The following is a 25,870-nucleotide window of genomic DNA, read 5'->3' on the forward strand; positions in this document are numbered from 1 at the left end:
TCTAAACTCGGCAAGTCGTTTGTACAAGCGGGTAACCGATGTGCGTCCTTGATGCCGGGATGCGTAAGAACAATTCTGGCAGGGGCCACCTGACTCCAATCCAACAGCTGTATTACTTTTTCGTTAGCTTTGAAGGGTCTGTCGTTTCTAGTATGACGTCCCTCCGAGGAGCATTCAGACAAACACGGAGCGCATCGTTCTTCGGTGGCGCGGAACGATATTTGCTGCATCTCGACACGCAAGCCGGTATTACTCCTCCGCATTGGCACGGTGCTCGATATAGCGGAGGTCGTGTACGTAAGAACGTAGGAGATGGATGATGGAGAACCCCAGTAAGAACAAAGGGATGATGAGCTACGGCCGCTTCGCGATGATGATCATCGTGGCGGCCATTATCATGTATGGGCTCATGTATTTGAATGTCTACGCCCTGTCACATATCGAGTTCAGCCAAACGCGGTTGTGGATGGCCGTCGTAATGGGTGCGGTGATGGCTGTCATCATGCTCGGTTTTATGTGGTCGATGTACAGAAACCCAAAAGCCAACATCGGCATCGTGATCGGTAGTGTGGCGATTTTTGCCGTCGCGCTGTGGTTTGTACGTAGCCAGACGACGGTTGACGACACCTCATATATGCGAGCGATGATCCCTCACCACTCAATTGCAATTCTGACGAGTGAACGTGCCCACATCCGCGATCCACGGGTGCGCAAGCTCGCCGATGGAATTATCCGTGCACAGGTAAAGGAGATAGCGGAAATGAAGCAGCTGATAGACGATCTGGAAAGGCATCCGCCGGCAGATGACGCCCCGGACCTGCGAAGCTATCGGGCACTCGGTTTGCCTGCGCCTCGGCCTGAGTAAGGTGAATGCGTACAAGCTGCCAAGTTATGAGGCTACTTCATTTTGTCGGCGGATCTGTTGCGTTTGACACCACGTGCTCACCAGGCACGTGGCCGCCTGCCTAGTGGTACTTTTGGTAAACGTCAGCCCCGCCAGAATGGCTTATTAGCAATACGTCATACGCGAACCGCCTGCCGCCGTATGCTGGTCCGTCCATCCCAGGCGACCCGAGGGGCATACTGGGCACGGCTAAACCCACGGCGGCAGGACGCTCGCGCAGCAGCCGCTTAATCTCTCGAGCAGGCACATGTCCCTCCAACGCGTAGCCCTCTACCAAAGCAGAGTGGCACGATCCGTAATCGTCCGGGATTTTATTGCGGCGGCGAATGGCAGAGGTATCTTGCACGTCATGAACTTTCACCTGAAAGCCACTTTCTTGAAGATACTTCACCCAGTCCTTACAGCAGCCACAGGTCGGGGTCTTCCAAACTTCGACAGTCACTGCCGGTTGTGCTAGCGATGCTAACGGGAACAGCGCGGTCGTGATCAAGAGCGCACGACGGCTCAGGGTGTTGTCAGTGCATTTGTATCTGGTCATTTTCCAGTTCCGTTATTCGAGTAAGGCAGGCTATCCACCTAGAACCAAATGCGTACGCCCGCCAAAATCGCTCGCTCAGATCGGCTCTCTCCCTCCTCGCTCGCGTAGCTGGCCGTTTTGCCGAATTTTCGGCCGAACGACACGCCAATGTACGGCGCGATCTCTCGCGTAATCTCGTAGCGCAACCGCAGCGACAATGAGGCATCAGACAGGCCGGCACCTATTCCACGCGCCTTATCGTCCTTTCCGTAGACGCTTGCCTCGATCTCCGGGGTTAAGATGAGCCGCTGGGTAATCAGCAGGTCGTACTCGGCCTTCAGGGCAAGCGCCGTACGTCCTTGTTCGCCCACGTAGGCAGTGAGCTCGGTCTCGAATTGGTACGGGGCGACGCCTTGGATACCAAACGCAGCCCAATTACGTTTAGGGCCAGTGCCAAAATCGCGCCGGGCACCTAGCTGGAAATCCCAGTACGGTGAGAAAGTATGGCTCCAGAACGCTTCAACCTTGCCATCGGTCCCGCCATTTATGCGATCACCTTCGCTCTTGATCCAGAGCTTATTCAGGTCGCGCCCGATCCAAAACTGGCCATCCCATTGCAAACCTGTCTCGCCATCTCGATCGTAGGCCACACCTAGTTTGTCAAAGAGCAGATGAGTCGTAATCATGTCATCCATCATATGAGGATGGATATCGTAGGCTGAATAGCGTTGGTCGGTTGTGCCGTCACTGGTTGGCAATGTCCCCACTGCAGGACCACTCGAGGTGGTGCCCATTGACATCCCGCCCATGGTGCTATGGTCCATCCCCGGCATGGATCGGTGATCCATATCTTTCATGGACCCATGATCCATTTTCATCGAACCGTCCGGTTTTCCAGCTGCCGAACCGTGATTCATGCCCTTCATAGAGCCATGGTCCATATTGCCCATGGAGTTAGCGCCGGTGTTTTTCGCGTCATTGTTCATACCAGGCATCGAACTATGATCCATGCCCTGCATGGGTTGGTTGCTCGAAGCTTCGGGGCCCGTTGACATGCCGGGCATGGACCCATGATCCATCCCCGGCATTGATTGGTGCTCCATACCGGTCGCGGAACTGCCTCTCTGTTGTCCCGATGGTGCATTGGCGGCATTGCTTTGAGCCATCGCTACCGGGGTCGAAAGCCCGATGATCGCGCCACCCAAAATCGACGCTAGTCGAATTCGTTTCACTCTTGATGTCAGCATTTTCGATTTACTCCACGACAACGGCGCGGAACATGCCCGCTTCCATGTGATACAGCAGGTGGCAGTGATACGCCCAATTTCCTCTCGCATCCGCGCTCACGCGATAACTAACACGCTGCGCTGGGTTGAGGCTGATGGTGTGCTTGCGTACTTGGAAGTTGCCATCCGGCGACTCGAGGTCGCTCCACATCCCATGCAAATGAATGGGATGGGTCATCATCGTGTCGTTGATCAGGACAAATCGGACTCGCTCGCCAAACTTGAGCACAATCGGTTTCGCCTCTGTGAACTTCAAGCCGTTGAAAGACCACATGTAGCGTTCCATGTTGCCGGTAAGATGTAATTCAATCTCCCGGGTCGGCGCTCGATTATCCGGCGGCTCCACCATCGAATGCAGGTCGGCATATGTCAGGACCTTACGACCATTGTCTCGCAGCCCAACGCCAGGATCATCGAGCCGAGTTGAGACAACGTCGGGGGGCATCGTGGCTGCTGGGCTATTTTCTGCTGGGTAGGGGTGTTTGACTTCAACCATCCCTCCCTCGCCAGATCCAGAGCCATGGCTCATGCCGCCGTGATTCATGCCTGCCATGCCGGCCATATTGCCGTGATCCATTCCTCCCATGGAGTCATGATTCGCCACGCTGGAAGACGCCTTGTCGGGACCGCCCATCGAGCCGTGATCCATCCCTTTCATCGAGCCGCCTTGATCGCCACCCATATCCATCCCGCCCATGTCCATCCCAGGCATATCGTGGGCCATCCCCATGTCCATCATGGTGAGAACCTGTACCGGATCCAGGGGTGGGACTTCGGCCTGCATGCCCTCACGAGGAGCAAGCGTAGCGCGCGCGAATCCAGATCGATCCATCGCCTGTGAGAAAATCGTGTAGGCGCGATCTTCCTCGGGCTCGACAATGACGTCATAGGTCTCCGCTACTGCAACTCGGAACTCTTCGACTTCCACGGGCCTGACTGGTTGACCGTCTGCCGACACGACCGTCATCTTCAATCCGGGGATGCGTACGTCGAAGTACGTCATCGCGGATCCATTGATGAAACGCAAGCGAATCCGTTCGCCAGGTTTGAACAGACCCGTCCAGTTCCCCGCTGGCGATTTCCCATTGGTGAGAAATGTATAGGTCGCCCCTGACACGTCGGCAAGGTCCGTTCGATTCATGCGCATTTTCTGCCACATGAAATGCTCATTCAACGCATTCTTCCAACCGCTTTTCTCTGCATCTTCCATCAAACTTTCTACCGATGGCTGGATGTAGTTGTAGTAGTCAGGCATGACCTTGAGCTTGCGAAACACACTCATCGGGTCTTCGTCTGTCCAGTCGGAGAGCAACACGACATAGTCGCGCTCGGCGCGCACGGGATCTGGACGTTTGGGCTCAATGACGATCGCGCCATACAGGCCAGTCTGCTCCTGGAATCCAGAATGGCTGTGATACCAGTATGTGCCGCTTTGGCGCACTTCAAACTGGTACGTAAACGTCTCGCCCGGACGAATACCGGGAAAGCTCAATCCGGGCACACCATCCATGCCCGTCGGCAGCAAAATGCCGTGCCAGTGGATGGAAGTGTCTTCGTTCAGGCGGTTCGTCACGCGCAGTGTTACCGTATCGCCTTCTTTCCAATGCAGCGTCGGTGCGGGCAGCATGCCGTTGACGGTCGTTGCCGTGCGCGGAGAACCGGTGAAATCGGCTGGCGATTGCCCTATTTCCAGGTCAAACTCCGTGCCCGAAAGTACATTCGCTTGCCCCGGATTTGCGAGCGCCCACGCCGGCTGGCGCCAAAGGCCCAGGCCGGCCAACAGTCCACCAGCGGCCAAACCCTGAACAAAGTGGCGGCGTTGCTTCAAAACAGCTTTTGTCATTTGCTCTCTCCCCGGGGCCACATTGGCTACCCGGCTCCGCATTATCATTACTTGACCGAAACGGCCCCCTTCATGCCTGCCGGGTAATGCCCGGGCTCCAGGCACGCGAATGCCACTTGTCCCGCTTTGTCGAACTGCCACACGATTTCACCGGTCTTTCCGGCTTCTAGAGACACGGAATTGGCTTCTTCATGTCGCATGCCGGGATCCTTCAGCATCATCTGATAATGGCCATTCAAGTCAGCCTCGGTGCCGAGCACCATTTCGTGACGGATCTTGCCCGAGTTTGTGACTTTGAAGCGCACCGTCTCGCCGGCTTTGACGTCGATGCGCTCCGGCGTAAACCGCATAGCATCGGTCATGTCGACGTCAATCGTGCGCGACACCTTGGCAGGGTTGCCAGCCTTGCCGATCACGGACGCCATCTCGTGGCCTGCGCCGTGCCCATTACCATGACCTCCGTCATGTGCGCCAGCGGCTAGCGCACCAAACGAAAAAAGGGCGGCACCGGCCGCAGCCAACAGGTGAAAGCGTTTGACAGCTTTGCTCATGTTAATCCTCGCAAGTCGGAGAAAGAGGGAAAGCTGCCACTTTAATGAGCCACACCCAACCGCAACCTGTCAGAAAAATTACTTTTCTGTAATGTTCTGGTCGCGCAGAATTGTGAATCCAACCTCTGACCCTTGGTTGTTCGACTTGGCGAACGCGGAGCCTCCGTGCATACGCGCAATCGCGCTGACAATGGCGAGCCCCAGGCCGTGGCCATCGGTCCGTCCGCTCCGAGCGCTGTCCGTACGAAAGAATCTATCGAAAATGCGCGGTAGCGCGTCCTGAGGAATCGGTGTGCCGGAATTGATGACACTGATTTCGACAAATTGATCGTCTCGTGTGCAGCGCGCGCGGATCGTTTGCCCGCTGGGTGTGGCCTTGATCGCATTGCTGATGAGATTAGCGATAGCGCGTCGCAGCAAGCGAGGATTCGCCCGAACCTGGGCGTCGCCGTCCGCAGTTAAACGCACTCCCGCCTCGTCCAACGCCGCCTCGTAGTATTCGACGACCTGTTCAATCTCACGGCGAACCCTCACGGGTTGAAGGTCTCTCGCGACTTCCCCGCCGTCTGCCCGCGCGAGGAAAAGCATGTCATTGATTAGCGTCTTCAGCCCGTGGAGCTCCTCCAGATTGGATTCCAGCATCTCTCGTAACTCATCTGGGGAACGTGATGAAGAGAGCGTGACTTCAGTGCCGTTGATCAACGTTGCCAAAGGGGTGCGTAGCTCATGGGCCACGTCCGCATTGAATCCTTCCATCTGCTGATACGCCGCCTGCACGCGTGCCAACATCTTGTTGAAGGTGTGCGTAAATTCCTGAAGTTCGAGGTCGATGCCTTCCTCAGGCAGTCGCACCTTCAAATTGTCCGGTCCGATTTGGGTAGCACGCATCGAGAGACGACGAATCGGAGCCAGGGAACGACGAACCGCCCATGCTGAAAGTATCACCGTTACGCCGATCCAGACTGCACATATCAGGAGCAATGCAGTGGCGAATGCGTAGAGTAATTGGGCACTCGGGCGCAGATTGACGGCGACCAAGAGCTGCGAGCCGGTGAACGGCGGCCCATCAAGGCTTAATCGCATACCTCGCATCTGTAACCCATCTGGCGTTTGGAGCAGCACTTCGCCATCCGAGAGCGCTTGGGTAACAAGCGGCGCCTCTGTACCGTAAAAGACCTCGCCATTTGGCCGGATAATCCACACCCGCAAATTCGTGTGGCCTACGAGGACATTGTCAAGCGTCTGCCGCAGCCCGTCGAGCTGCGTCGACATCGTCTGCATGTCTACCATGTGGTCGATAAGTTCGAGCTTTCCAGCGACCTCAGTCATTTCCTGCCGCTGGACCTCACGCTTTAACGCCCAGAACAAGGTGCAGCCAGCCACCGTAGAGACTGCGAGGGCAATCAGGCCTAGCAAGAGCGTGAGTCGAACCTGAATCGAGCTTGTCAGATGAGATTTCATTCGCCACGTAGCTCCAGAACGTAGCCCATGCCGCGTACCGTATGCAGAAGTTTGACTTCGAACGGATCGTCAATCTTGGCACGCAAACGTCGTACAGCGACTTCAATGACGTTCGTATCGCCATCAAAATTCATATCCCATACTTGCTCGGCCAACATCGTTCGAGAGAGAACCTGCCCTTGGCGGCGCAATAAGAGGGCGAGCAGCGTGAACTCCTTGGCGGTTAAGTCCAGTCGGACTCCTGCACGCTGCGCTTTGCGTCGCGCCAAATCCAGTTCCAGATCGTCCAGTTTGAGCAGGGTGGACTCTTGGCCGCGACCACGTCGAAGCAATGCCTGTATGCGCGCCAATAACTCCGAAAACGCAAAGGGCTTAACAAGATAGTCGTCCGCGCCATCCTCCAGGCCGCGTACGCGATCTTCAACTTTGTCACGCGCGGTGAGCATGAGGACTGGCGTGTCTTTGTGCTCGCGCAAATCCTTCAGAATGCCAAAGCCGTCAATTCCGGGCAGCATCACATCGAGCACGACCAGGTCATAGCTTCCTTCCAGCGCCGCATGCCGGCCATCGATACCGTCCATTGCGACGTCCACAACATAGTTGTGCTCCGACAAGCCCTTCTGCAAATAATGCGCCAGCTTCCGCTCATCCTCGATCACTAGAATCCGCATGTCTCGCCTCCTATTCCTTGCATAAATGTAATCAACCAGTCCGACTTATGTAAGTACTGGGTGCGTAAAGTTCGAAGTGTTAGTCAGGCTTGCATTTGAGCAACTGATTCGAACGGAGTCATTTATGTGGAATCGAAAATCACTAGTCACTATTGCCATTGCCGGTAGCCTTTTGGGGCCGATGATCTCGAGTGCGTCGCAGACATTCGAGATAACCAACGACGAAATTGGTGTTGCCACGCATTATGCACCCACTTCGGTTACCCGCGAGCAGATTCGTGAGGACCTTGCAGCATGGAAGGCCCACCCTGTATCCAGCGACGGATGGCGAGAGAGCGAGGCAGATCAAGGGTGGCAAGGCCTCGAACTCGTCAGCCACACGACTTCTCGGCAGTCTGCCTCGATCGCTATCCAAAAACACGAGCATTGGCGAGCGATAGATGGAGAAGCCGGATGGGTCGAGCCATTTGGTGCTTGAGAAGTCCACACCTGGCACGTAATACCTCAACAGAACGTGCGCAATCTCGATTGCGATAGCGGATGCGCCACTGGCCAAACCTATTCCGAGTCGTCAGATCGTATGCCAATCGCGGTAAAGGTTCGCGAGTGACATCGACAGCGTGAATCAAGCAAAACCCAAGAAGGAGAATCACATGAAACGTATTTCTTACGCCATCGCAGCAGTAGCCATTTCCGTAGGCGTTACCACGATCGCCTATGCCGATACCAAAACTCGTGCGCAGGTACGCGCCGAGCTGCAGGAAGCGAAGGCCAACGGCCTGGTCACCTATGGCGAACAGGCTTATCCAGCACCCACACGGCATCCCAGCACCAAGACCAGGGAGCAGGTAAGAGATGAGCTGCAACAAGCCAGAGTGGCGGGCTTAATGACTTATGGCGAGCAAGAATATCCTGCTCAAGAGTTTTCCGATAGCACCAAAACACGCACGCAGGTTCTCGCTGAATTGGCGGATGCCAAGGCCGCTGGCCTGGTGTCTTACGGCGACCTGGACTACCCGCCAATCGTCAAGAACTGAACCTACATTTCCCCTTGAGAGTCTGGGAGTGCCGATTCGTCCTTCGTTGGCCCCAGTCGTGATCGAACGGATCATGCCAGGGCCCTCGATAGCCCCGGCCCACGAGATCAGAATGAGATGAAGATTCTATATACGAACTTTCACAGGGCGGATGGCGGGGGCCATACGACCTACATTCTTTCCCTCGTGAATGCGCTAAAGGATTCGCACGAGATTGTTGTAGCGGCTCCGCCGACGAGCCGGTTATATAAGACCGTCTCGTCATCTCCTGATGTTGTCGCCGTAACACAGGATTTTCGGGGCGGACTGCTTCGTACGCTCCGAGAGGCTCGAAGATTCCGGGATTTCTTGCGCAAAGAGAAGTTCGACATTGTGCACGTCAATGGCTCCGCAGATCATCGCCTGTGCATGCTAGCCGTAAAGGGGTTGGGAGTCAGTCGACCTGCAATCGTTTACACACAACACAATGACCGGGATGCGAACGGGCTGGGCACTCTCATTCGAGCACGCCTGGGCACGTCGCGGGTGATTTGTGTATGTGAACATAGTCGGCGCAAATTGGAACGTAGTCCATACGCCCGGTGCGGCCTCGCAATCGTTTACAACGGCGTCGATGTTGATCGATTTTCCCCCGAACCACATCTTGAGGTTTCCCGCTATCGAGCGCGTTGGATTCCACCCAACTATACAAATCGTCTGGTAGTCGGTAGCAACGCGGGCACTGCGGCCTACAAACGCTGGCTCGATATGGTGGAAGGCGTGGCCTTGCTACCCGAGCATCTTCGCAATCAAATTTTGATTTTGATCGCGGGGACTACTCCATCGGAAGAACAGTTGGCAAAAGTTGAGCAGCTCGGCATGACAGATCATGTCATCTTTGCTGGCCTGCTGGACGACGTTCGTCCGTTCATTGCCGCCCTGGATATAGGGTTCGTACTATCGTCTGAGATCGAGACCATATCGTTCGCTTGCCGCGAGATGATGGCTATGGGCATCCCAGTTATCGTCAGCGATGCGGGTGGGCTCGCCGAGAATATTGATCCGCAACGCGATGGGTGGATAGTTCCCGCCCAAAAGCCCACTGCGGTCGCTGGCGTTATAGAAAACGTCTTGAAGGATCGAGCCGTGTTGGCCCCTATGCGCCAAGCGGCAAGAGAGAAAGCCGTGTCCGAATTCTCACTTGACAGCTTTGTTGCCGGCACGCAGGCCGTTTACTTGGATTCCGTAGGCCATTCCCAGTTGACTATTGGACCGACCATAGTTGCGTCTGCTGCGGTTGCCACGGTGTGGATACACGATGGCTCGAATCTCTTACTTTAGAACCGCATCGATGATTCGCAGGTATTCCTCTACGTAAGATGTACGCGTTTTTTCGTCGCGGGTAGCCCTGCTGGCTCCCAGCAACAACGGCAATAGGCGACCTATGCAGCGGGCACTCGCATGGTGTGCCGGCTTCGGTTGAATGTACATGATCGTTTCCCTGGAAAGCTAAGCGGTATTGATGGGCGCTACTCGGCAGCAAGCGCCATCCCACCTGTTCGTTCTAAAGGCCTTCGCAGGGTTATGGTCGCGCTTAATCGTGGTCTGAACTAAGTAAACGTCACGTGCGCGCATCTACGTTGGGGACTTGGAGTAGTCGCATTTAGGGACTTTATGTCGATTTGCGCAGTCTAAGGGCGTTGAAAACCACCGAAGCCGAGCTCAGACTCATTGCCAACGCCGCGAACATGGGCGAGAGTAAGAGGCCCACAAATGGATACAAGACCCCGGCAGCCAACGGCACGCCCAGGGCGTTGTAAACGAAAGCGAAGCCCAGATTTTGCTTCATGTTTGCTATCGTCTGGTCGGACAAGTGGCGTGCGACGGAAATACCACGTAGATCCCCCTTGACTAGGGTGACCTGCGCACTGTTCATGGCCACATCCGTGCCAGTGCCCATCGCAATACCAACATCCGCTTTGGCCAGGGCAGGGGCGTCATTAATGCCGTCGCCTGCCATTGCAACGATTCGACCTTCTGCTTGCAGTTTGCTGACAAGATCAAGCTTGTCGGCCGGCTTCACTTCACCATGAACCTCGTCTATACCGAGTTTTTCTGCTACAGCTTTAGCCGTCGAAACGCCGTCGCCTGTTGCCATGATGACGCGGATGCCCGCCGCTTTTAGATCCTTCACGGCTTCGGGCGTACTTTCTTTGATCGGATCAGAGACAGCTAGCAGACCCATCAATTGGCCGTCTGTGGCCAGATACATAATACTTGCACCTTTTGTGCGCAACGATTCGGCAGCACTAGCCATGGTCCCAACGTCAACGTTCTCTTGGCCCATCAGGGCGGTGTTGCCCAGGGCAAGACGTTTCCCCTCGACCTGGCCGCGCACTCCAATGCCGCTACCCGACTCAAAGTCGTTGACGGCACTGAGGTTCAAATTCCGCTCGCGCGCTGCGTTGACAATGGCATCTGCCAATGGATGCTCGCTGCCCTGATCAAGGCTTGCCGCCAGGCGCAGCACTTCGTCGGCGGCCATGTCGCCAGCGGGGATGGCTTGCTCGAACACTGGCCGACCTTCGGTCAAGGTGCCGGTCTTATCAACGATGAGGGTATCGACTTTGCGAAAATTTTCGATAGCTGCCGCATCGCGAAACAGCACGCCTTGCGTTGCACCACGACCGGTTGCCACCATAATGGACATGGGCGTGGCTAATCCCAGAGCGCACGGGCAGGCGATAATTAGCACGGCCACAGCATTGATCAATCCGTACACCCAACTGGGTTGAGGGCCAAGCAACCCCCACACGAAGAACGTAATAATGGCGATGACCACTACCGCCATCACAAAATATCCGGCTACATGATCTGCCATGCGTTGCATCGGAGCGCGAGAGCGCTGTGCTTGCGCTACGAGCTGGACGATCTGTGAGAGCACCGTCGCCGATCCGACCTTCTCGGCGCGTATAACCAGCGCGCCCGAAGTATTCATTGTTGCGCCAATAACCTTATCGCCTGGGCGCTTGCTGATGGGAAGAGGTTCCCCAGTGAGCATGGACTCATCAAGAGAACTTGCGCCTTCTTCGACGATGCCATCAACCGGCACTTTCTCTCCAGGGCGCACACGTAAGCGATCTCCTTCATGGACATGCGTCAGGGGCACATCTTCCTCCGTACCATCCGCGTTGATACGGCGCGCCGTTTTTGGTGCGAGCCCAAGCAGCGATTTGATGGCAGCTGACGTCTGTGAACGGGCTCGAAGTTCGAGTATTTGACCAAATAGCGTCAGCGAGATGATGACTACTGCAGCTTCAAAGTAGACCGCGATGCGACCCATGGCCATGAATGTTTCAGGAAATATCCCCGGAGCCACTGTCGCCACAACGCTATAGCTAAATGCAGCGGCTGTACCCAGACCGATGAGCGTCCACATATTGGGGCTACGATTGATTACCGACTGCCAACCCCGCACAAAAAAAGGCTGACCGGCCCACAGCACCACCGGTATCGATAACACCAGCTCAATCCAGGTTTGAGCAGTCATGCTGAACCATCCCAACTGATGGCCAAACATGGCGAGCACTGTGACAACGATGGTGAATGGCAGCGTCCACCAGAATCGTCGGGTGAAATCCTCCAGCTCCGGGTTGTCGTCCTCCACGGATGGCATCAGCGGCTCGAGCGCCATGCCACACTTCGGACAGCTTCCGGGATGATCTTGTCGAATCTCGGGGTGCATGGGGCAGGTATAGATGGTGCCAGGAACCTCTTGCTCGAAAGTCGATTCGCCCTTGTTTTTCAGAGCACTGAACTTTTCAGGCTCGCGACTGAAGGCTTCTAAGCACTTTGCACTGCAGAAATGGAAAGACTTGCCTGCACGCTCAATGTGATGCGGAGACTTTTCTGTTACCGGCATCCCGCACACGGGGTCGCTGAGTGGGGAGTCAGACTCCGAGTGTTTCGGATTCTGCCCGTGAGGATGTTCAGATTTGTTCTGCGCCATGACAATAAACCTTTCAGAGTGAGCGCGAATCCAGCCCATGTACTGCTGACACTGTCAGCTCCCCGGGAGTTTGGGGCAGATTCCATCATGCCACATACCCACCTGTTTTTAGTCGCAAACTCGTATCCCCGCGAATTACATTTTTGTCATGTGGACTACCGTTTTGAGTGGAATCAACACTAACTACTTGTTAGTTGTTAATAACAACGTATGAAAGGTCACTGAATCGCCCCAGGGGCGATTCATCGATCTCTTCTGTCCACTTGGGATCATCTTTCTTGACAGACAAGGCGACGAAGTCGATTTTTAGGTCGTTGGTTTTCAGTCAGCGAAGAAGTTTATGCGCTCATTGAATACGGCCATTCCCCTTTGACATTACAGCGCGACCGACAGCATGTCAAAAATGTAATCGAGACGTCCACCTTCTGTCAGGGATAGTTCGTTAAAATGGCCGCACACAGAAGCTTGCGTACTATAAGCATGATGACAAAATAGCTTTCCCGAGTGTTGTTAACTTGAACGGATTGGGTCGATATGAAAACGTTACTCATAGAGCAACTAAATTGTCCGATGGAAAACGCGTCCCATAGCTGCAAGGTCCGGACACGGATTCTGGACGAACTGGCGGCCCGTAAAGTGACAGGTCACATGCAAACTGATCTGAATTAACGAACATAAAGGAATAGCCCTCTAAATGGCTGATTACTGAACATCATGCGCATGTCTTGCTCCACTGCCCGCTGGTTGCTTATTTTAGTGTTGCTCCCAACACTACTATTCTCGCGCCTGGCATTGGCGAGCTATGTGTGTCCTCAGTCTCAGTTGTTGGTTGCGGCATCAGTGGGCCATGCGCAGAACCACGGCTGCGCCCAACCGGGTGACCACTCCCATATGGTCGATGAGGTGCAGCCATCGCTATGCGCGGCGCATTCTTCAGATGAAAAGCAACTGAACAACGCTGCCGCACAGTCGGCTGCATCAGAGCCGGTTTTGCTGTTCTTGTATCCGGTCTCCTCCCCACCTCTGTCGCTCGCATGGCCAGTTTCCGCCTACGCCGACCTGCCCGACCTAGCCAGGGGCGATAGTGCCCTATTCCTGCAAACGCTCAGGTTACGCATTTGACCTGACTCCGGTTTTGTTTGTCTCGCGGCTGCGGTCGCGAGTGACCTGAAAAAACTATCCGGAGTCAACCATGTTTGTATCCATACGCGCGCTTGCACCGCAGCGCGTTCTGGTGCGCGCTCGCGCCCTGTGCGCGCTGCTTGCAATAGCAAGTGCATCTGCCTATGGGCAAGAGGCCGGCCTCACTTTTGAGGAAGCGCTTTACGAGGCCACGAACCGATCGGCCGCCATACAGGCGAGCGAGTCATCTGTATTGGCCAGTTCGAATGCCGTCGTGTCGGCGGGCGAGTTGCCTGACCCGGTATTGAAATTGGGTATCGATAGCGTTCCCATTGAAGGTCCGATGCGTTATTCGCTCAATGAGGACTCGATGACAATGCGGCGCATCGGCATCGAACAGGAGTGGGTCCCGGCGGACAAACGCGAGCGCCGGACGCACCTTGCCAACCAGCAAGTCGGCAGGGAGCAGGCAGACCTACTGTTGCAATCTGCGAATACGCGGCAGCAGGCGGCAATTGCTTGGCTCAATGCAGCCTACGCCCAGCGTGCCCTCGGGCTGTCCAAAGCGTTAACCACGCAGATGACTGACGAACTCGCCGCGACGCGGGCTTCTTATCGCGGCGTGCGCGCGACGGCCGATGATGTAACGCAGGCTCAGATGTTGAGCTCTCAGGCTAGAGATCGATTGCTCAGAGCCCAGCAGGAGCATCGTTCAGCGTTGATTTCATTGAGTAGATGGGTTGCCTCGCCTGTGGCGCGTATAGCGGGTGAAATCCCACCGTTGCAAAGCCATGTTTCGTCGCTCACGATACAGGAGCTCAACCGCGTGCAGCCTGAGCTCCTCGTTGCGCAGCGCGACATATCCATTGCTGATGCGGCCACTGCGGTTGCTAGCAGCAATAGGACCCCGAACTGGACCTGGGGCGTGACATATCAGAACCGGGGTAGCCAATACCAGGACATGGTGTCGGTAGGTGTGAGCATCCCACTGCCCGTCGATCGGGCTAACCGGCAAGACCGGGATGTGGCTCAAAGAGCTGCATTGGGCAATAAAGCTCGCTTTATGTTGCACGAGAGCCAACGCCAGGTTCAGGCCAGTATCCAGAACTTGTCCACATCACTTGCCAACGGGCGAGAACGAGTTGGCAACCTTAACACTACCTTACTGCCCGCAGCACAACGACAAGTTGGGCTTGCGACCGCCGCCTACAAGGCGGGCACGGGATCGCTGGCAGATGTATTCAAAGCCAAGCGAGGACTGCTAGAGGCAAAGCTTCAGATACTCGAACTTGAGCGAGATGTCGCACAAATTTGGGCTCAGCTCGAGTACCAGGTTATTGCGAACAGTGATGAATTTATGCAAAGGAATAGTCATGCGGCCAACTAACTGGATACGCGTTATGGTCGCACTTGCTGCGGTGGTCGTATTGCTCGGTGCCGGCTATGTGTTGGGTAGCCGCCAAGCCGGTAGCGCTACGAGCAACTCGGATGCGAGTGTGGCGAGCGACAGTAAGTCTGCACCTGATTCGGATCGAAAAGTTTTGTACTGGCACGATCCCATGGTGCCAAACCAGCGCTTTGACAAGCCGGGAAAATCGCCCTTTATGGATATGCCACTACAGCCGGTTTATGCGGATGAAGGCGCGGCCAGCGGCATCCAGATCGATCCATCACTTCAGCAAAATCTGGGCATCCGGTACGCTACGGTCACGAAAGAGGAAACGAAACAAGGGTTCGATGCGATCGGCACGACGCAGTTTGACGAATCACAAGCGGTGTTCATTCAGTCTCGTGTGAATGGATTCATCGAACGCCTGCATACGGACGCACCCTTGCAGCACGTCGAAAAAGGCGCGGCCATCGCATCGCTGTTCGTTCCTGATTGGCTTGCGGCGCAAGAAGAGTACCTTGCACTTAAGCACGGCGGAGCTGATCAAGAGATGTTGTCGACATCGCGCGCGCGCATGCGGGCACTGTCGATACCGAAGGAAGTAGTCAGTGCCCTTGATCGAACCGGAAAAGCACAAAGCTATATTACCTTGTCTGCACCCGTCTCGGGCGTGATCACCGAGCTCTCAGTGCGCAACGGCGCAATGGTTACCCCTGGGCAGACATTGGCTAAGTTGGTTGGCTTGAACAAGCTGTGGCTTGTGATCGAGGTGCCCGAATCGATGGCGTTAAGGGTCCGCCCTGGGATGGCCGTTGAGGCGGTATTTTCGGGCGATTCAACTCAGCGCGTGACGGGGCGAATTCGTGAGGTCCTCCCCGGAATCAGTACTAGCAGCCGCACCCTGCAGGTTCGGCTGGAGATCGACAACACTGAGCTAAGGTTGACCCCCGGAATGCTGATGCGCGCGCACATTAGTGCGGAAAAAACGGTCTCACGCCTGCTCGTTCCCTCTGAGGCGGTGATCACAACGGGTGAGCGTTCAGTGGTCATTGTGAAGAACGAGACGGGGCGGCTGCAGCCGGTTGAAGTCGAGCTTGGCATTAGGCTCGGTGATCGGACAGAAGTCCTGCGCGGACTGCGCGACGGACAACAGGTCGTCGCGTCGGGCCAGTTCCTGATCGACTCGGAAGCGAGCCTGCGATCTGTCCTTCCTAAGCTACAAGGAGGCGCTCGGACTGGCGCTGACGATACCGCCAAGACAACGACGACATCTGCAACAACGTATGAAACGACCGGTAAAGTCGAAAAGGTTGCTGCGAACAGCATGACGTTTTCGCACCAAGCAGTCCCGGCGCTAAGCTGGCCCGCCATGACGATGACGTTCAGCAAACCCGCTGCGGATGCCTTCCCGGACGTGAAGGCGGGTCAGACTGTGCGGTTTTCCTTCAAGCAGTCGGACGATGGCTATCAATTGGTATCGGTTGAACCGGTTACGGAGGAAGCACGATGATTGCGCGCCTCATTCATTGGTCCATCTATAACCGCTTTCTTGTGCTGCTGGGAACCCTCGTGATTGCAGCGTGGGGCGTATTTTCACTGCTGGATACGCCGGTCGATGCCTTGCCCGATCTCTCGGACACCCAAGTCATCATCAAGGCGTCTTATCCGGGCCGTGCGCCGCAGGTTGTCGAAGACCAGGTAACCTATCCGCTCACCACAACCTTGCTGGGCGTTCCCGGCGCTAAAACGATCCGAGCCTATTCATCGTTTGGCGACGCGTTTGTTTACGTGCTTTTTGATGATGATACTGATCAGTACTGGGCCCGATCGCGCGTGCTGGAGTACCTGAATCAGGTACAGAGCCGGCTGCCCGCCGGTGCCAGCGTTTCACTCGGGCCAGATGCCACTGGGGTAGGCTGGGTCTATGAATATGCATTGGTGGATCGAACCGGTTCTTACGATCTGGGCCAGTTAAGAGCCTTGAATGACTGGTTCTTGAAGTTTGAGTTAAAGGCAGTGCCAGACGTCTCCGAGGTAGCCTCTATCGGGGGTATGGTCCGCCAGTATCAGGTGGTCGTAGACCCGGATAAGCTACGCGCGTATGGAGTCACATTGGCGGCGGTGAAAGATGCGCTAGCCAAGTCGAACCAGGAGTCGGGAGGCTCGGTGCTGGAGTTGGCGGAATCCGAGTACATGGTTCGTTCCTCGGGATACCTCAAGACGCTGGAGGATTTCAGAAACGTCGTACTGCGCACCGACGACACTGGCACCCCCGTCTTGCTGGGCGACGTTGCGCGCATTCAGATCGGCCCTGAGATGCGCCGGGGAATCGCTGAGTTAAATGGCGAAGGCGAAGTCGCCGGAGGCGTGATCGTAATGCGTTCCGGAAAAAATGCGCTCACCACTATCGACGCGGTTAAAACGAAGCTGACTGAACTGAAGAAGTCCCTGCCGCCGGGTGTTGAGATCGTGACGACGTATGACCGCTCGCAGTTGATTGAGGGGGCCGTGGCAAATCTTACCGACAAGCTGATCGAAGAGTTTATTATCGTCGGTATAGTTTGCGCTCTGTTTCTGTTTCATTTGCGCAGTGCCCTTGTCGCCATTCTTTCGTTGCCACTGGGCATACTCGCAGCGTTCATCGTGATGCGGTACCAGGGCGTTAACGCGAACCTGATGTCACTCAGCGGCATCGCGATTGCGATTGGCGCGATGATCGACGCTGCTATCGTGATGATCGAGAACGCGCACAAACACCTTGAAGCGTATGAGCACAAGCATCCCGACACCCCGCTTACAACCTCGCGGCGCTGGGAACTGATTGCGACATCTACGTCGGAGGTAGGGCCGGCCCTGTTCTTCTCGTTGCTGATCATTACGCTGTCCTTTATACCGGTATTTTCTCTGGAGGGACAAGAGGGGAAAATGTTCTCGCCCTTGGCATTCACGAAGACATACTCGATTGCAGCCGCCGCAATTATCTCCGTGACACTCGTGCCGGTCCTCATGGGCTACTTCATCCGAGGGCGTATTCCCCACGAAATGGCTAATCCAATCAACCGTGTACTGATTCGGATATATCGGCCGATGCTTAATGCAACGCTACGGCGCCCATGGGTGGTTATCGCGTTGGCACTCGCAACCTTGCTGATGACATTGATGCCCCTGTCGCGCCTTGGCAGTGAATTCATGCCTGCACTGAATGAAGGCGATCTGTTGTATATGCCAACAGCCCTGCCTGGCTTGTCTGCGCAGAAAGCCACCGAGCTTCTCCAGCAGACTAACCGCATGATCAAATCGGTTCCTGAGGTCGCAACGGTGTTCGGTAAATCTGGCCGTGCGGATACGGCCACGGATCCTGCCCCACTTGAAATGTTCGAGACCACCATCCAGTTCAAGCCACGCGATGAGTGGCGCGCGGGTATGACGCCTCAAAAGCTGATCGCAGAACTGGACCGAACCGTCAAGGTACCGGGTCTGACCAATGTCTGGGTGCCCCCCATCCGAAATCGGCTTGACATGCTCTCCACTGGGATCAAGACGCCGGTAGGCGTGAAGATTTCCGGCCCGAGCCTGGAGGAAATCGATAAGATCGCCTCGCAGGTTGAAGCGGTGGTTAAGGACGTTCCAGGCGTATCGTCCGCGTTGGCCGAACGCTTGACAGGCGGACACTACATCGACGTCGATATTGATCGTGTATCGGCCGCGCGTTACGGGCTGGCCATTACCGAAATCCAATCCGTCGTGTCCTCGGCAGTGGGCGGCGAAAACGTAGGAGAGGTGATTGATGGGCGGCGGCGTTTCCCCATCAATGTTCGATACCCGCGCGAGATACGCGATTCTCTGGAAGAGTTGCGACAGTTATCTATTGTTACGAACCGCGGCGCCCAGATCCGTCTTGACGATGTGGCGGACCTTGCGATCACCGACGGTCCACCCATGATCCGCAGCGAAAACGCGCGCTTGACGGGCTATGTCTATGTTGACATCCAAAACGCCGATCTGTCTTCGGTGGTCCAGACCATGCAGGAGACGGTCGCGCGCGAAGTCGTACTCCCGGCTGGGTACTCCATTGCCTGGTCGGGCCAGTTCGAATACCTTGAACGAGCCGAAGCAAAACTGCGAACCGTCGTGCCCATGACGCTGGCATTGGTCTTCGTGCTTTTATTCCTTACATTCAATTCCGTGGCGGATGCATTGTTGCTGATGTTGACCGTGCCGTTTGCGCTAATAGGAGGTTTCTGGCTGATCTGGATGCTCGGACATGCCATTTCCGTGGCAACCGCTGTTGGCTTTATCGCTCTTGTGGGCGTGGCAGCTGAATTCGGGGTAGTAATGCTGCTTTATCTTAAAACCGCGTTGAATGATCGGCTCAAGAGTGGCAAGGCGTTGACTGAGTCCTTGCTTGTAGAAGCGATTCGAGAAGGAGCGGTAATCCGGGTTCGTCCCAAAGCCATGACCGTGGCCGTCGTCCTCGGGGGACTATTTCCGATCATGTTAGGTCAAGGTACGGGCTCGGAAGTCATGCAGCGAATCGCCGCGCCCATGATAGGCGGAATGGTCACGGCGCCCATTCTATCGATGTTTGTCATCCCAGCCGCTTGGTTCTTGCTGCAAAGACGACAAATCCGCCGTCTTGAACAACAGCGTCAATGAGGTGGCCCTTATCCGGTGCATGCGCACCGCATATTTCACTTATGGAGAATTGTTATGAAAAAACTAATTACCTATTCGCTGGGCGCGAGCCTCGCATTTGGCGTTCCACTCGCGGTCCACGCGGCCGATAGCAACAACATGAATATGGGCGGCAACACCAACTCAACGCCTTCCACGCGCTCGACGGACACTGCTTTAGCTGATGGCGTGGTTCGTAAGGTGGATCAGTCAAGCGGCATGGTAACGATCGAGCATGGCGAGCTTAAAAACGTCGGCATGCCCCCGATGACAATGGCTTATAAAGCCAAAGACGCAACGGTACTGAAGCAGGCTAAAGAAGGAGGAAAGGTTAAATTTCGGCTGGAGAACCTGAACGGCACCTATACCATCACGAGCCTGAAGAAGCAGTAGAGATTGCCGTTTCGAAGAACCACCTGGCGCAGCAAGCAAGAGTCGCAGTGCGCCAGGTGGGGATTTCAAATACAAGTTGGGCAGCCGATTGGCTGCCCAACTTGTATTGGCGAAAGGTGGATGACTTAGGCGCCGGTGTAGAAGCTTTGGATGTACGCTTTTTCTTCCGCGCTCATTGAAGCCAGCTGGGCGGTCGCACCCGTCACTGGCAATAGCCGCTGCGCGATACATCCAGCACGCGGCACAAACGACTGATGGTGTACTGGTCGCGATGCGCGTCAATCCAGGCGTACTTCATCGTGACCCTCTGGCGAAGTACGCCGTCGCTTTTTTTAGGATTTCTACATCCTGCTTCGCTTCGGCCAACTCTCTGCGAAGGCGGCTGTTCTCAGCCTCCAACTCACTCACCGGGCGGCGCGTGGCAACCTCGGTCACAGCAGCCGGTAACCGACCGTCACTCTCGACCGAAGCCCTCTGACGACGCGCCCAATTACCCACAGTGGAGACAAGAATGCCCAGGCGCCGTGCCGCCTCATGACTACCCACCGACCCCGCGAGCCTTGCCGCTTCGGCCTTGAATTCCTCTGTGTACTGCCTCTTAGGCAACCTGCCATCTTTCATTTCAATTCTCCGTACCTGCGAAGTTAACAACTTCTTGCTATACGTGGAATCTAGGCAAGGTCAAGGCAGGCATGCTCGATTTCGTTGTGCAATTCTCGGATATTGCCTGGCCACGAATATTCTTGCTGTCGCAATTTCGTTAGTGGATGCAAGGATTTGGGCGGATCATTCAGCTGCTGCACCATCGCGCTGATAAAGCGCTGCGCCCGCTCGGGCATCCGGGCTGAGTTTTCGTGTTGCGTGCTGGCGGTCGCCAACAATTACAAACCACGTCCAGTTAGATCGCCCATCCGGCGATGGTGGCGCTCACCGCGCGGGCCAGCATTCGCAATCAGTGCATAGCGGGCCGTCGTTCCCATTGCCACGAGTGCGCCGCCCAAACCGCCGACTGTACCGCCATCCGTGTCCGCTGCCCTGGCTTTCGCGGCATAAACGGCTTCCTCCCCGCCAGGCGGGTCCCCTCCATATATTCCACGGTCCTATTCATCAGCCCCGGCCAGCAGTTCAGCACGGCAAGGCGACGAACTCACGGCAACGGCGGCAACCCCGCAGGAACCGTATTGCTGCGAATGCTGAAAACCTACGATCAGGCTCGGAATCTTCGGCCCCGGTCAGCAGGAAAACCAACCGGTATTTGAAGGGGTAGGACTATGGAACAGGTTAACCACACAGCAGCTTTGGGCTACGACAACATGAACGCAGGGCAGACGCTTTATGTGCGCAGCCCATCAGGCTGCTATTACGTTGCGACCGATTCGCACGTACTGGCCGCCGCCAGGGTCGCCGCTGAAAGCTTGATCGGTGATCGGGCGGACATGGGAAACCCGAACGCTGTAAAACGGTATTTTCAGGCCAAACTGTCGGGCATGGGGCATGAGGTTGCTGCTGTGCTGTACTTGAACAGCCAGCTTAAGGTGATCCGTTACATGGAAATGAGCCATGGCACGTTGACGCAGGCCAGCGTATACCCGCGTGAAATCGTTAAAACGGCGCTACGTCTGGATGCTGCTGCGATCATCATGTCGCACAACCACCCAAGCGGTATACCGGAACCCAGTGAGGCCGATTTGGCACTGACACGGCACTTAAAGCATGCCTTGGCGCTAGTTGATGTTCGTTTGCTGGATCACATCATCGTGACCGGGCAGAACAGCACTTCGCTAGCGGAGCGAGGTCAGGTGTAAACCTGGAGCAGGACGGGTGAGAGCCCGCCTGCACAGGCAGACGCCGCATGTTCATCCCTATGTCCCATACGTCCCCGCCAAAAAGACAAACTAATCGCCCGTGTCCGCCGAATCAAAGGACAGTTGGAAGGCATTGAACGCGCTTTGGATTCGGAAGCGGCAGGTGTGGAAGTGCTGCGTCAGATCGCCTCTGTGCGCGGCGCGGTCAATGGGTTGACGGCAGAGGTGATGGAAGATCACTTGCGCGAACACATCCTGACAGTCGAAACAGACAGGGAGCGCAAGCAGGGCGGCGAGGAAATGATTGAGGTCATCCGCGCTTACATGAAATGACTTTCTGCCTACAGGCAGCTCGCGAGATATAGGATCGCTGATGAGAACGAAGACCATCCCGGCCTCGGGCCACAATCACTTCTTTCTCGGTAGCGACCACCAGCGCAATGAACGTAGGGTGTGGCTGGTCATTGGCCTCACGGCCAGCATGATGCTGGTGGAAATCATCGCCGGCACACTCTATGGCTCAATGGCGTTGGTGGCCGACGGCTGGCATATGTCTACGCATGCCGGTGCGATGCGACCGCCGTTATCGGGAGCGCATCAGCCGCAGCTATGAAAAATCCCTTGAATTGCAGAAGAAGACCGAACACTACGCCGGTAAGGCCGCAGCAGTAGGCAAGAACGGAATTTCCAGCGACGACCCGGATGCTATTGGAAAACTCACGGCCAAGCTTGCGACGCCGCAGGCCTCGCAAGACGCTATGAAGAAGCTGAATGCCGTCATTCGCCGCCATGCCGAGACCCATACCGAAACCCGCATCACCGCGCCATGTTCCTGTGTGACGGCAAACCGGCCAAGGAAACGCGCCTGTTGAAGCGCCACGGTTTCCACTGGAGTCCGACACGCAGCGCCTGGGTGCGGCAGTTGACGGGTAACGCTCAATGGGCCGCCCGCGATGTCATCCACGCCCTGGATGAAACACAGACGCAGGAATAACCCCTTTCGCCTGAGCGAGATTGCTGGCGAGTACCTGCGCAAAGGCCGTACCGTCTTTGTGGAAGGCCGGCTGAAAACCCACAAATGGCAAGATGTAGACACCGGCACTGACCGTTACAACACCGAGATCATCGCTGATCAAATGCAGATGCTGGGGAGCCGCGATAACGGACACGCCGAAACAACCCAGGCCACGCCCGCAGCACGCCCGAAAGGTCGTAGCGCCAAGAGCAAGGCACCCGCAGCAGAGTCTGCAGAAGTCGATCCATCAGACATTTTGTTCTGCTTGATGAAGCACTGGGCCGGGTAATACCGGCCTGGACTTCCCAACCATGGCCCGGCACTGTCCGGGCCTTGTTGCGTCATGGTCTACTGTTCTGTGGCCTGCTGTTTTATGGCATGTCTTCGTTCCGGTGGTCGAGGTTTAGCATCCGCCAGTGAAATTCAGAGCAGCTTGTGCTGCAGGTGTCGTGCACGTCCCAGGCTGCGCCTGGGCCCCTATCCGATGACGATGCCAGCCCGGTTCCGGTCTGGCTGGGTCTTTCCGCCCCCCAATTCGCCTACGCTCATTTGTGGCCTTAAAAGCCCCACACAAGACGCACCCCTGACGGGGTAGAAAAAGCGTTTACCTTTCAAGGAATTGGGAGCAAATGGCGGTGAGCCGCACCGTAGAACATAAAGAGCGAAAAAACAGCATAAGAGCTTGATTTGTCGAACGAATATCCGGCTACAGTTGTAGCCTTGTTTCTGGTAGACGGCCCGGGCACCGGCCGCTAGCAACGTACCGACTACACGCTGACTGCTTTCCATCTGCACTTTGATTGCATGGCGACAGCATGAGTGCTGCGTGACGATTGCCTATGGGCGGCAGGGGCCTTACAGTGTTGTGGCATCAAGCGTACGGGGAAATGTCAGAGGTACTGATTCATACTTGACCAGACAGGCATTGCCAGATCTGAAGGGCAGAAAACGACCCGTTGCCGTCACACGCACACATCGGAATCGGTCGTCCGCTCCGCAGCCAGACCGGTCACCAAAGCATCGACAAACAGACGTACCTTTGGAGGCAGAAGTCGTCGGGACGGATAGATGGCGACGATGGGAGTTGGCTCCGGTTCGTGTGCTTCAAGAATTCTCTTCAGATCACCTGAATCAAGCTGGCCTTCAACCACAAAATCAGGAAGCTGGACTATGCCAAGTCCGGCACTTGCAGCGTCTCGTAGTGCCTCACCGCTATCAAATCGTAGCCTACCGTTCAACTCAAGCGCGATCGGTTTGCCGTGTTCGTCCCGAAGCTGTAGTGGAAGTGGGCGTCCATATTGAGAAAATCGTAGGCATACATGCTCGGAAAGCTGCTCAACCGTTGTTGGCTCGCCATGTTCCGCGAGGTACGTGGGCGAGGCATAGAGACTCACCCGGTGACGGGCGACAACGCGTGATACCAGTTCATCGTCCAAGTCGCTTGCCCCGATACGAACCGCCAGATCGTACCCGTCAGCAACAATATTCGACGAGCGATCACTGAAGTTGACGTCCGCTTCAATGCCGGGCCAAGCCTTGAGAAACTGAACGAGGACCGGAAGCAAGTGGCTACGTCCATACGAATCGGGCACTGTCATCCGTAACACTCCGCGCAGTTCGCCAAGTCGCCCAGCCATATCCATCAGCGCACCGTCGAGCTCAGCCAACGTCTTGGCGCATTGCTCGCAGAGAATTCGACCTTCCTCCGTCAGGACCATTGCGCGCGTGGTTCGCTGAAATAAGCGGGTGCCTGTCCGCGTCTCAAGACGCGCGACAGCCTTGGCCACCGCCGAACGCGTGAGCCCAAGCCTGTCGGCTGCCAATGCAAAGCTGTGAGCTTCAGCCGCTGCGACGAAAGTGCGAAAAACATTTAGATCGTCCATCTTGTCCTCTGACGACTGGGATTCCACGGCGTGGCGACTATTGTTCGCCAATAAATACGGTTTAATTTCTCTTTGGGTAATTGTAATCAACAATCGGAGGGTTACTCATGAACGACACGACACGCCGCAAGACCGTCCTGGTGACAGGAGCGAACGGGTACATCGGCAATGCGGTTACGAAAGCATTCAGCCGGGCTGGTTGGCGAACGTATGGCCTGATCCGAAAACAAGAGGATGCGCTCGATCTCGCGGAGAATGAGATTTACCCCGTGATTGGTTCGCCCACGGACTTGTCCTTCCTCGACCAAACAAATGATGTGGTTTTTGATGTCATCGTCTCGAATACCGAGGACAGGAGTAACCCGGTTACCCACTTCGAAAAAGTCCGCGCAATGATCGGTGAGGTGACGCGACGTAGCCAGAGCGCAGGCGTGCGCCCACTGGTAATGTTCACCAGTGGTTGTAAGGACTACGGCAAGATGAGTCTGAAAAATGGCGATCCAGGTTTGAAGCCGCATACCGAAGACAGCCCCATGAACGCCCCGGCACCACTAGTTCCCCGGATGAATTGCGGTCTATGGCTGCTCGAAAGTTCGCATGCTGGCTTCGACGCGACAGTGCTTCGACCGACAATCGTTTATGGTCACACATCGAGTCATTGTGGGGCGCTGTTCGATCTCGCGGCGAATAGTTCCGGCGTGTTGAAGCTGATTGCCGACCCCAACGCGATTATGCATTCGCTGCATGTCGATGATTGCGGAGACGCGTATGTAGCCCTCGCCGAGCATCCGTTGCGAAGCGAGGTGGCGCAACAGGCGTTCAACCTCTCCAACGCGCGTTATGAAACCGCGAAAGAGATCGGTGAGGCACTGGCGGAGTCGTATGGATTGCCGCTAGAGTTTGTCATTCCAACTGATGGCGTTCCGATGCAAACCGCTCACGGACTCGCCAACTTCTGGCAGTGGGTCGGTTCGGACAAAGTGCGGGCTGTAACCGGATGGTCAGAGCATCGATCGACGTTTGTTGACGGCATTGATGAATACCGCATGGCCTACGAGGCCACGATTGGCCGGAAAAGCTGACCGGGCCAACTTCATACGGCGTTAAGCAGAGTCGCAGCGTTAGGGGACGGAGCGGTGGGCGTGTCAATAACGGCCTCATATTGCTTAGCCTGCCCACCTCCATACCTGCTAATCCGTCTGTGGGCAGGTTTGTCCGCTTAGCACGCGAGACCTGACAGTCGCGAGACGCCATACCAACTCTTCGGAAAGACCGCCTATGGCCGATATCTGCCGGGCATGACAACAAATTCACTTTGACGCAGCTGCGG

The 25,870-nt window shown here is 55.9% G+C and carries 20 protein-coding genes and 4 pseudogenes; 14 read left to right on the forward strand and 10 right to left on the reverse strand.

The genetic code is table 11. The features are described from left to right. The first annotated feature begins 316 nt into the window (after positions 1 to 316). Positions 317 to 865 (forward strand): DUF305 domain-containing protein, encoded by a 549-nt coding sequence (locus tag ACYVIT_RS08685; protein ID WP_415807129.1) that lies wholly within the window; start codon positions 317 to 319, stop codon positions 863 to 865. A 100-nt stretch (positions 866 to 965) separates the two neighbouring features. On the opposite strand, the gene ACYVIT_RS08690 is transcribed toward ACYVIT_RS08685, so the two are convergent. The 6 genes from ACYVIT_RS08690 to ACYVIT_RS08715 form a co-directional block, all read right to left on the reverse strand. Beyond that, complete coding sequence (locus ACYVIT_RS08690) at positions 966 to 1,442, reverse strand: DUF411 domain-containing protein (protein ID WP_415807130.1); 477 nt, start codon at positions 1,440 to 1,442, stop codon at positions 966 to 968. Between the two features lie 38 nt (positions 1,443 to 1,480). Further along, the gene (locus ACYVIT_RS08695) at positions 1,481 to 2,299 is read right to left on the reverse strand and encodes a copper resistance protein B (protein WP_415807188.1); all 819 of its coding nucleotides are present in this window, start codon (positions 2,297 to 2,299) and stop codon (positions 1,481 to 1,483) included. Positions 2,300 to 2,675: 376 nt separating this feature from the next. Continuing rightward, the gene (locus tag ACYVIT_RS08700) at positions 2,676 to 4,550 is read right to left on the reverse strand and encodes a copper resistance system multicopper oxidase (RefSeq protein WP_415807131.1); all 1,875 of its coding nucleotides are present in this window, start codon (positions 4,548 to 4,550) and stop codon (positions 2,676 to 2,678) included. Positions 4,551 to 4,597: 47 nt separating this feature from the next. Then, positions 4,598 to 5,101: a cupredoxin domain-containing protein gene (locus ACYVIT_RS08705; RefSeq protein ID WP_415807132.1), complete on the reverse strand. Its 504-nt coding sequence runs from the start codon at positions 5,099 to 5,101 to the stop codon at positions 4,598 to 4,600. Positions 5,102 to 5,179: 78 nt separating this feature from the next. After that, positions 5,180 to 6,562, reverse strand: a complete 1,383-nt coding sequence (locus tag ACYVIT_RS08710; protein WP_415807133.1) for a heavy metal sensor histidine kinase — start codon at positions 6,560 to 6,562, stop codon at positions 5,180 to 5,182. After that, positions 6,559 to 7,233 carry a heavy metal response regulator transcription factor gene (locus ACYVIT_RS08715; protein WP_415807134.1) on the reverse strand — a complete coding sequence of 225 codons (675 nt, stop codon included), beginning with the start codon at positions 7,231 to 7,233 and terminating at the stop codon, positions 6,559 to 6,561. The genes ACYVIT_RS08710 and ACYVIT_RS08715 overlap by 4 nt, the downstream gene beginning before the upstream one ends. 124 nt (positions 7,234 to 7,357) lie before the next feature. On the opposite strand from ACYVIT_RS08715, the gene ACYVIT_RS08720 reads away from it, so the two are divergent. From ACYVIT_RS08720 to ACYVIT_RS08730, 3 genes are all read left to right on the forward strand, one after another. After that, positions 7,358 to 7,711, forward strand: coding sequence for a hypothetical protein (locus tag ACYVIT_RS08720; RefSeq protein ID WP_415807136.1), 354 nt, complete (start codon positions 7,358 to 7,360; stop codon positions 7,709 to 7,711). A gap of 175 nt (positions 7,712 to 7,886) precedes the next feature. Continuing rightward, positions 7,887 to 8,270, forward strand: a complete 384-nt coding sequence (locus ACYVIT_RS08725) for a DUF4148 domain-containing protein (RefSeq protein WP_415807137.1) — start codon at positions 7,887 to 7,889, stop codon at positions 8,268 to 8,270. A gap of 117 nt (positions 8,271 to 8,387) precedes the next feature. Next, positions 8,388 to 9,590, forward strand: a complete 1,203-nt coding sequence (locus ACYVIT_RS08730; protein ID WP_415807138.1) for a glycosyltransferase — start codon at positions 8,388 to 8,390, stop codon at positions 9,588 to 9,590. A gap of 331 nt (positions 9,591 to 9,921) precedes the next feature. Here ACYVIT_RS08730 and ACYVIT_RS08735 read toward each other — a convergent pair whose 3' ends face one another. After that, positions 9,922 to 12,171, reverse strand: a complete 2,250-nt coding sequence (locus ACYVIT_RS08735) for a heavy metal translocating P-type ATPase (protein WP_415807189.1) — start codon at positions 12,169 to 12,171, stop codon at positions 9,922 to 9,924. Positions 12,172 to 13,450: 1,279 nt separating this feature from the next. Here ACYVIT_RS08735 and ACYVIT_RS08740 point away from each other — a divergent pair. The 4 genes from ACYVIT_RS08740 to ACYVIT_RS08755 are packed head-to-tail and all read left to right on the forward strand — an operon-like array spanning position 13,451 to position 19,837. Next, positions 13,451 to 14,767: a TolC family protein gene (locus ACYVIT_RS08740; RefSeq protein ID WP_415807139.1), complete on the forward strand. Its 1,317-nt coding sequence runs from the start codon at positions 13,451 to 13,453 to the stop codon at positions 14,765 to 14,767. Next, positions 14,754 to 16,280, forward strand: a complete 1,527-nt coding sequence (locus ACYVIT_RS08745) for an efflux RND transporter periplasmic adaptor subunit (protein ID WP_415807140.1) — start codon at positions 14,754 to 14,756, stop codon at positions 16,278 to 16,280. Before ACYVIT_RS08740 ends, ACYVIT_RS08745 begins: the two co-directional genes overlap by 14 nt. Next, positions 16,277 to 19,426 (forward strand): efflux RND transporter permease subunit, encoded by a 3,150-nt coding sequence (locus tag ACYVIT_RS08750; RefSeq protein WP_415807141.1) that lies wholly within the window; start codon positions 16,277 to 16,279, stop codon positions 19,424 to 19,426. Before ACYVIT_RS08745 ends, ACYVIT_RS08750 begins: the two co-directional genes overlap by 4 nt. A 54-nt stretch (positions 19,427 to 19,480) precedes the next feature. Next, positions 19,481 to 19,837: a copper-binding protein gene (locus tag ACYVIT_RS08755; protein ID WP_415807142.1), complete on the forward strand. Its 357-nt coding sequence runs from the start codon at positions 19,481 to 19,483 to the stop codon at positions 19,835 to 19,837. A gap of 205 nt (positions 19,838 to 20,042) precedes the next feature. On the opposite strand, the pseudogene ACYVIT_RS08760 reads toward ACYVIT_RS08755, so the two are convergent. Then, positions 20,043 to 20,458, reverse strand: a pseudogene (locus tag ACYVIT_RS08760) (transposase); the annotation flags it as partial. A gap of 50 nt (positions 20,459 to 20,508) precedes the next feature. Beyond that, complete coding sequence (locus ACYVIT_RS08765; RefSeq protein WP_460478191.1) at positions 20,509 to 20,676, reverse strand: AAA-type ATPase lid domain-containing protein; 168 nt, start codon at positions 20,674 to 20,676, stop codon at positions 20,509 to 20,511. Between the two features lie 432 nt (positions 20,677 to 21,108). Between ACYVIT_RS08765 and ACYVIT_RS08770 the strand changes: the two genes are divergently transcribed. The 5 genes and pseudogenes from ACYVIT_RS08770 to ssb all read left to right on the forward strand — a co-directional run. Next, a complete protein-coding gene (locus ACYVIT_RS08770; RefSeq protein WP_415807143.1) occupies positions 21,109 to 21,642 on the forward strand; it encodes a JAB domain-containing protein in 534 nt (177 codons plus the stop codon). 59 nt (positions 21,643 to 21,701) lie between these two features. Further along, positions 21,702 to 21,975: pseudogene (locus ACYVIT_RS08775) on the forward strand (metal/formaldehyde-sensitive transcriptional repressor). A gap of 40 nt (positions 21,976 to 22,015) precedes the next feature. Further along, positions 22,016 to 22,216: pseudogene (locus tag ACYVIT_RS08780) on the forward strand (cation transporter); the annotation flags it as partial. Continuing rightward, a complete protein-coding gene (locus ACYVIT_RS08785; RefSeq protein WP_415807145.1) occupies positions 22,203 to 22,514 on the forward strand; it encodes a DUF3560 domain-containing protein in 312 nt (103 codons plus the stop codon). The pseudogene ACYVIT_RS08780 and the gene ACYVIT_RS08785, both read left to right, overlap by 14 nt. Before the next feature lie 129 nt (positions 22,515 to 22,643). After that, a pseudogene (ssb, locus tag ACYVIT_RS08790) lies at positions 22,644 to 22,946 on the forward strand (single-stranded DNA-binding protein); the annotation flags it as partial. A gap of 673 nt (positions 22,947 to 23,619) precedes the next feature. Here the strand turns inward: ssb and ACYVIT_RS08795 are convergent. Then, complete coding sequence (locus ACYVIT_RS08795) at positions 23,620 to 24,540, reverse strand: LysR family transcriptional regulator (RefSeq protein ID WP_415807146.1); 921 nt, start codon at positions 24,538 to 24,540, stop codon at positions 23,620 to 23,622. A gap of 107 nt (positions 24,541 to 24,647) precedes the next feature. Here ACYVIT_RS08795 and ACYVIT_RS08800 point away from each other — a divergent pair, with 107 nt between their 5' ends. Further along, positions 24,648 to 25,622, forward strand: coding sequence for an NAD-dependent epimerase/dehydratase family protein (locus ACYVIT_RS08800; protein WP_415807147.1), 975 nt, complete (start codon positions 24,648 to 24,650; stop codon positions 25,620 to 25,622). Positions 25,623 to 25,870: the final 248 nt, after the last annotated feature.

The sequence above is a fragment of the Bordetella muralis genome (assembly GCF_054781015.1).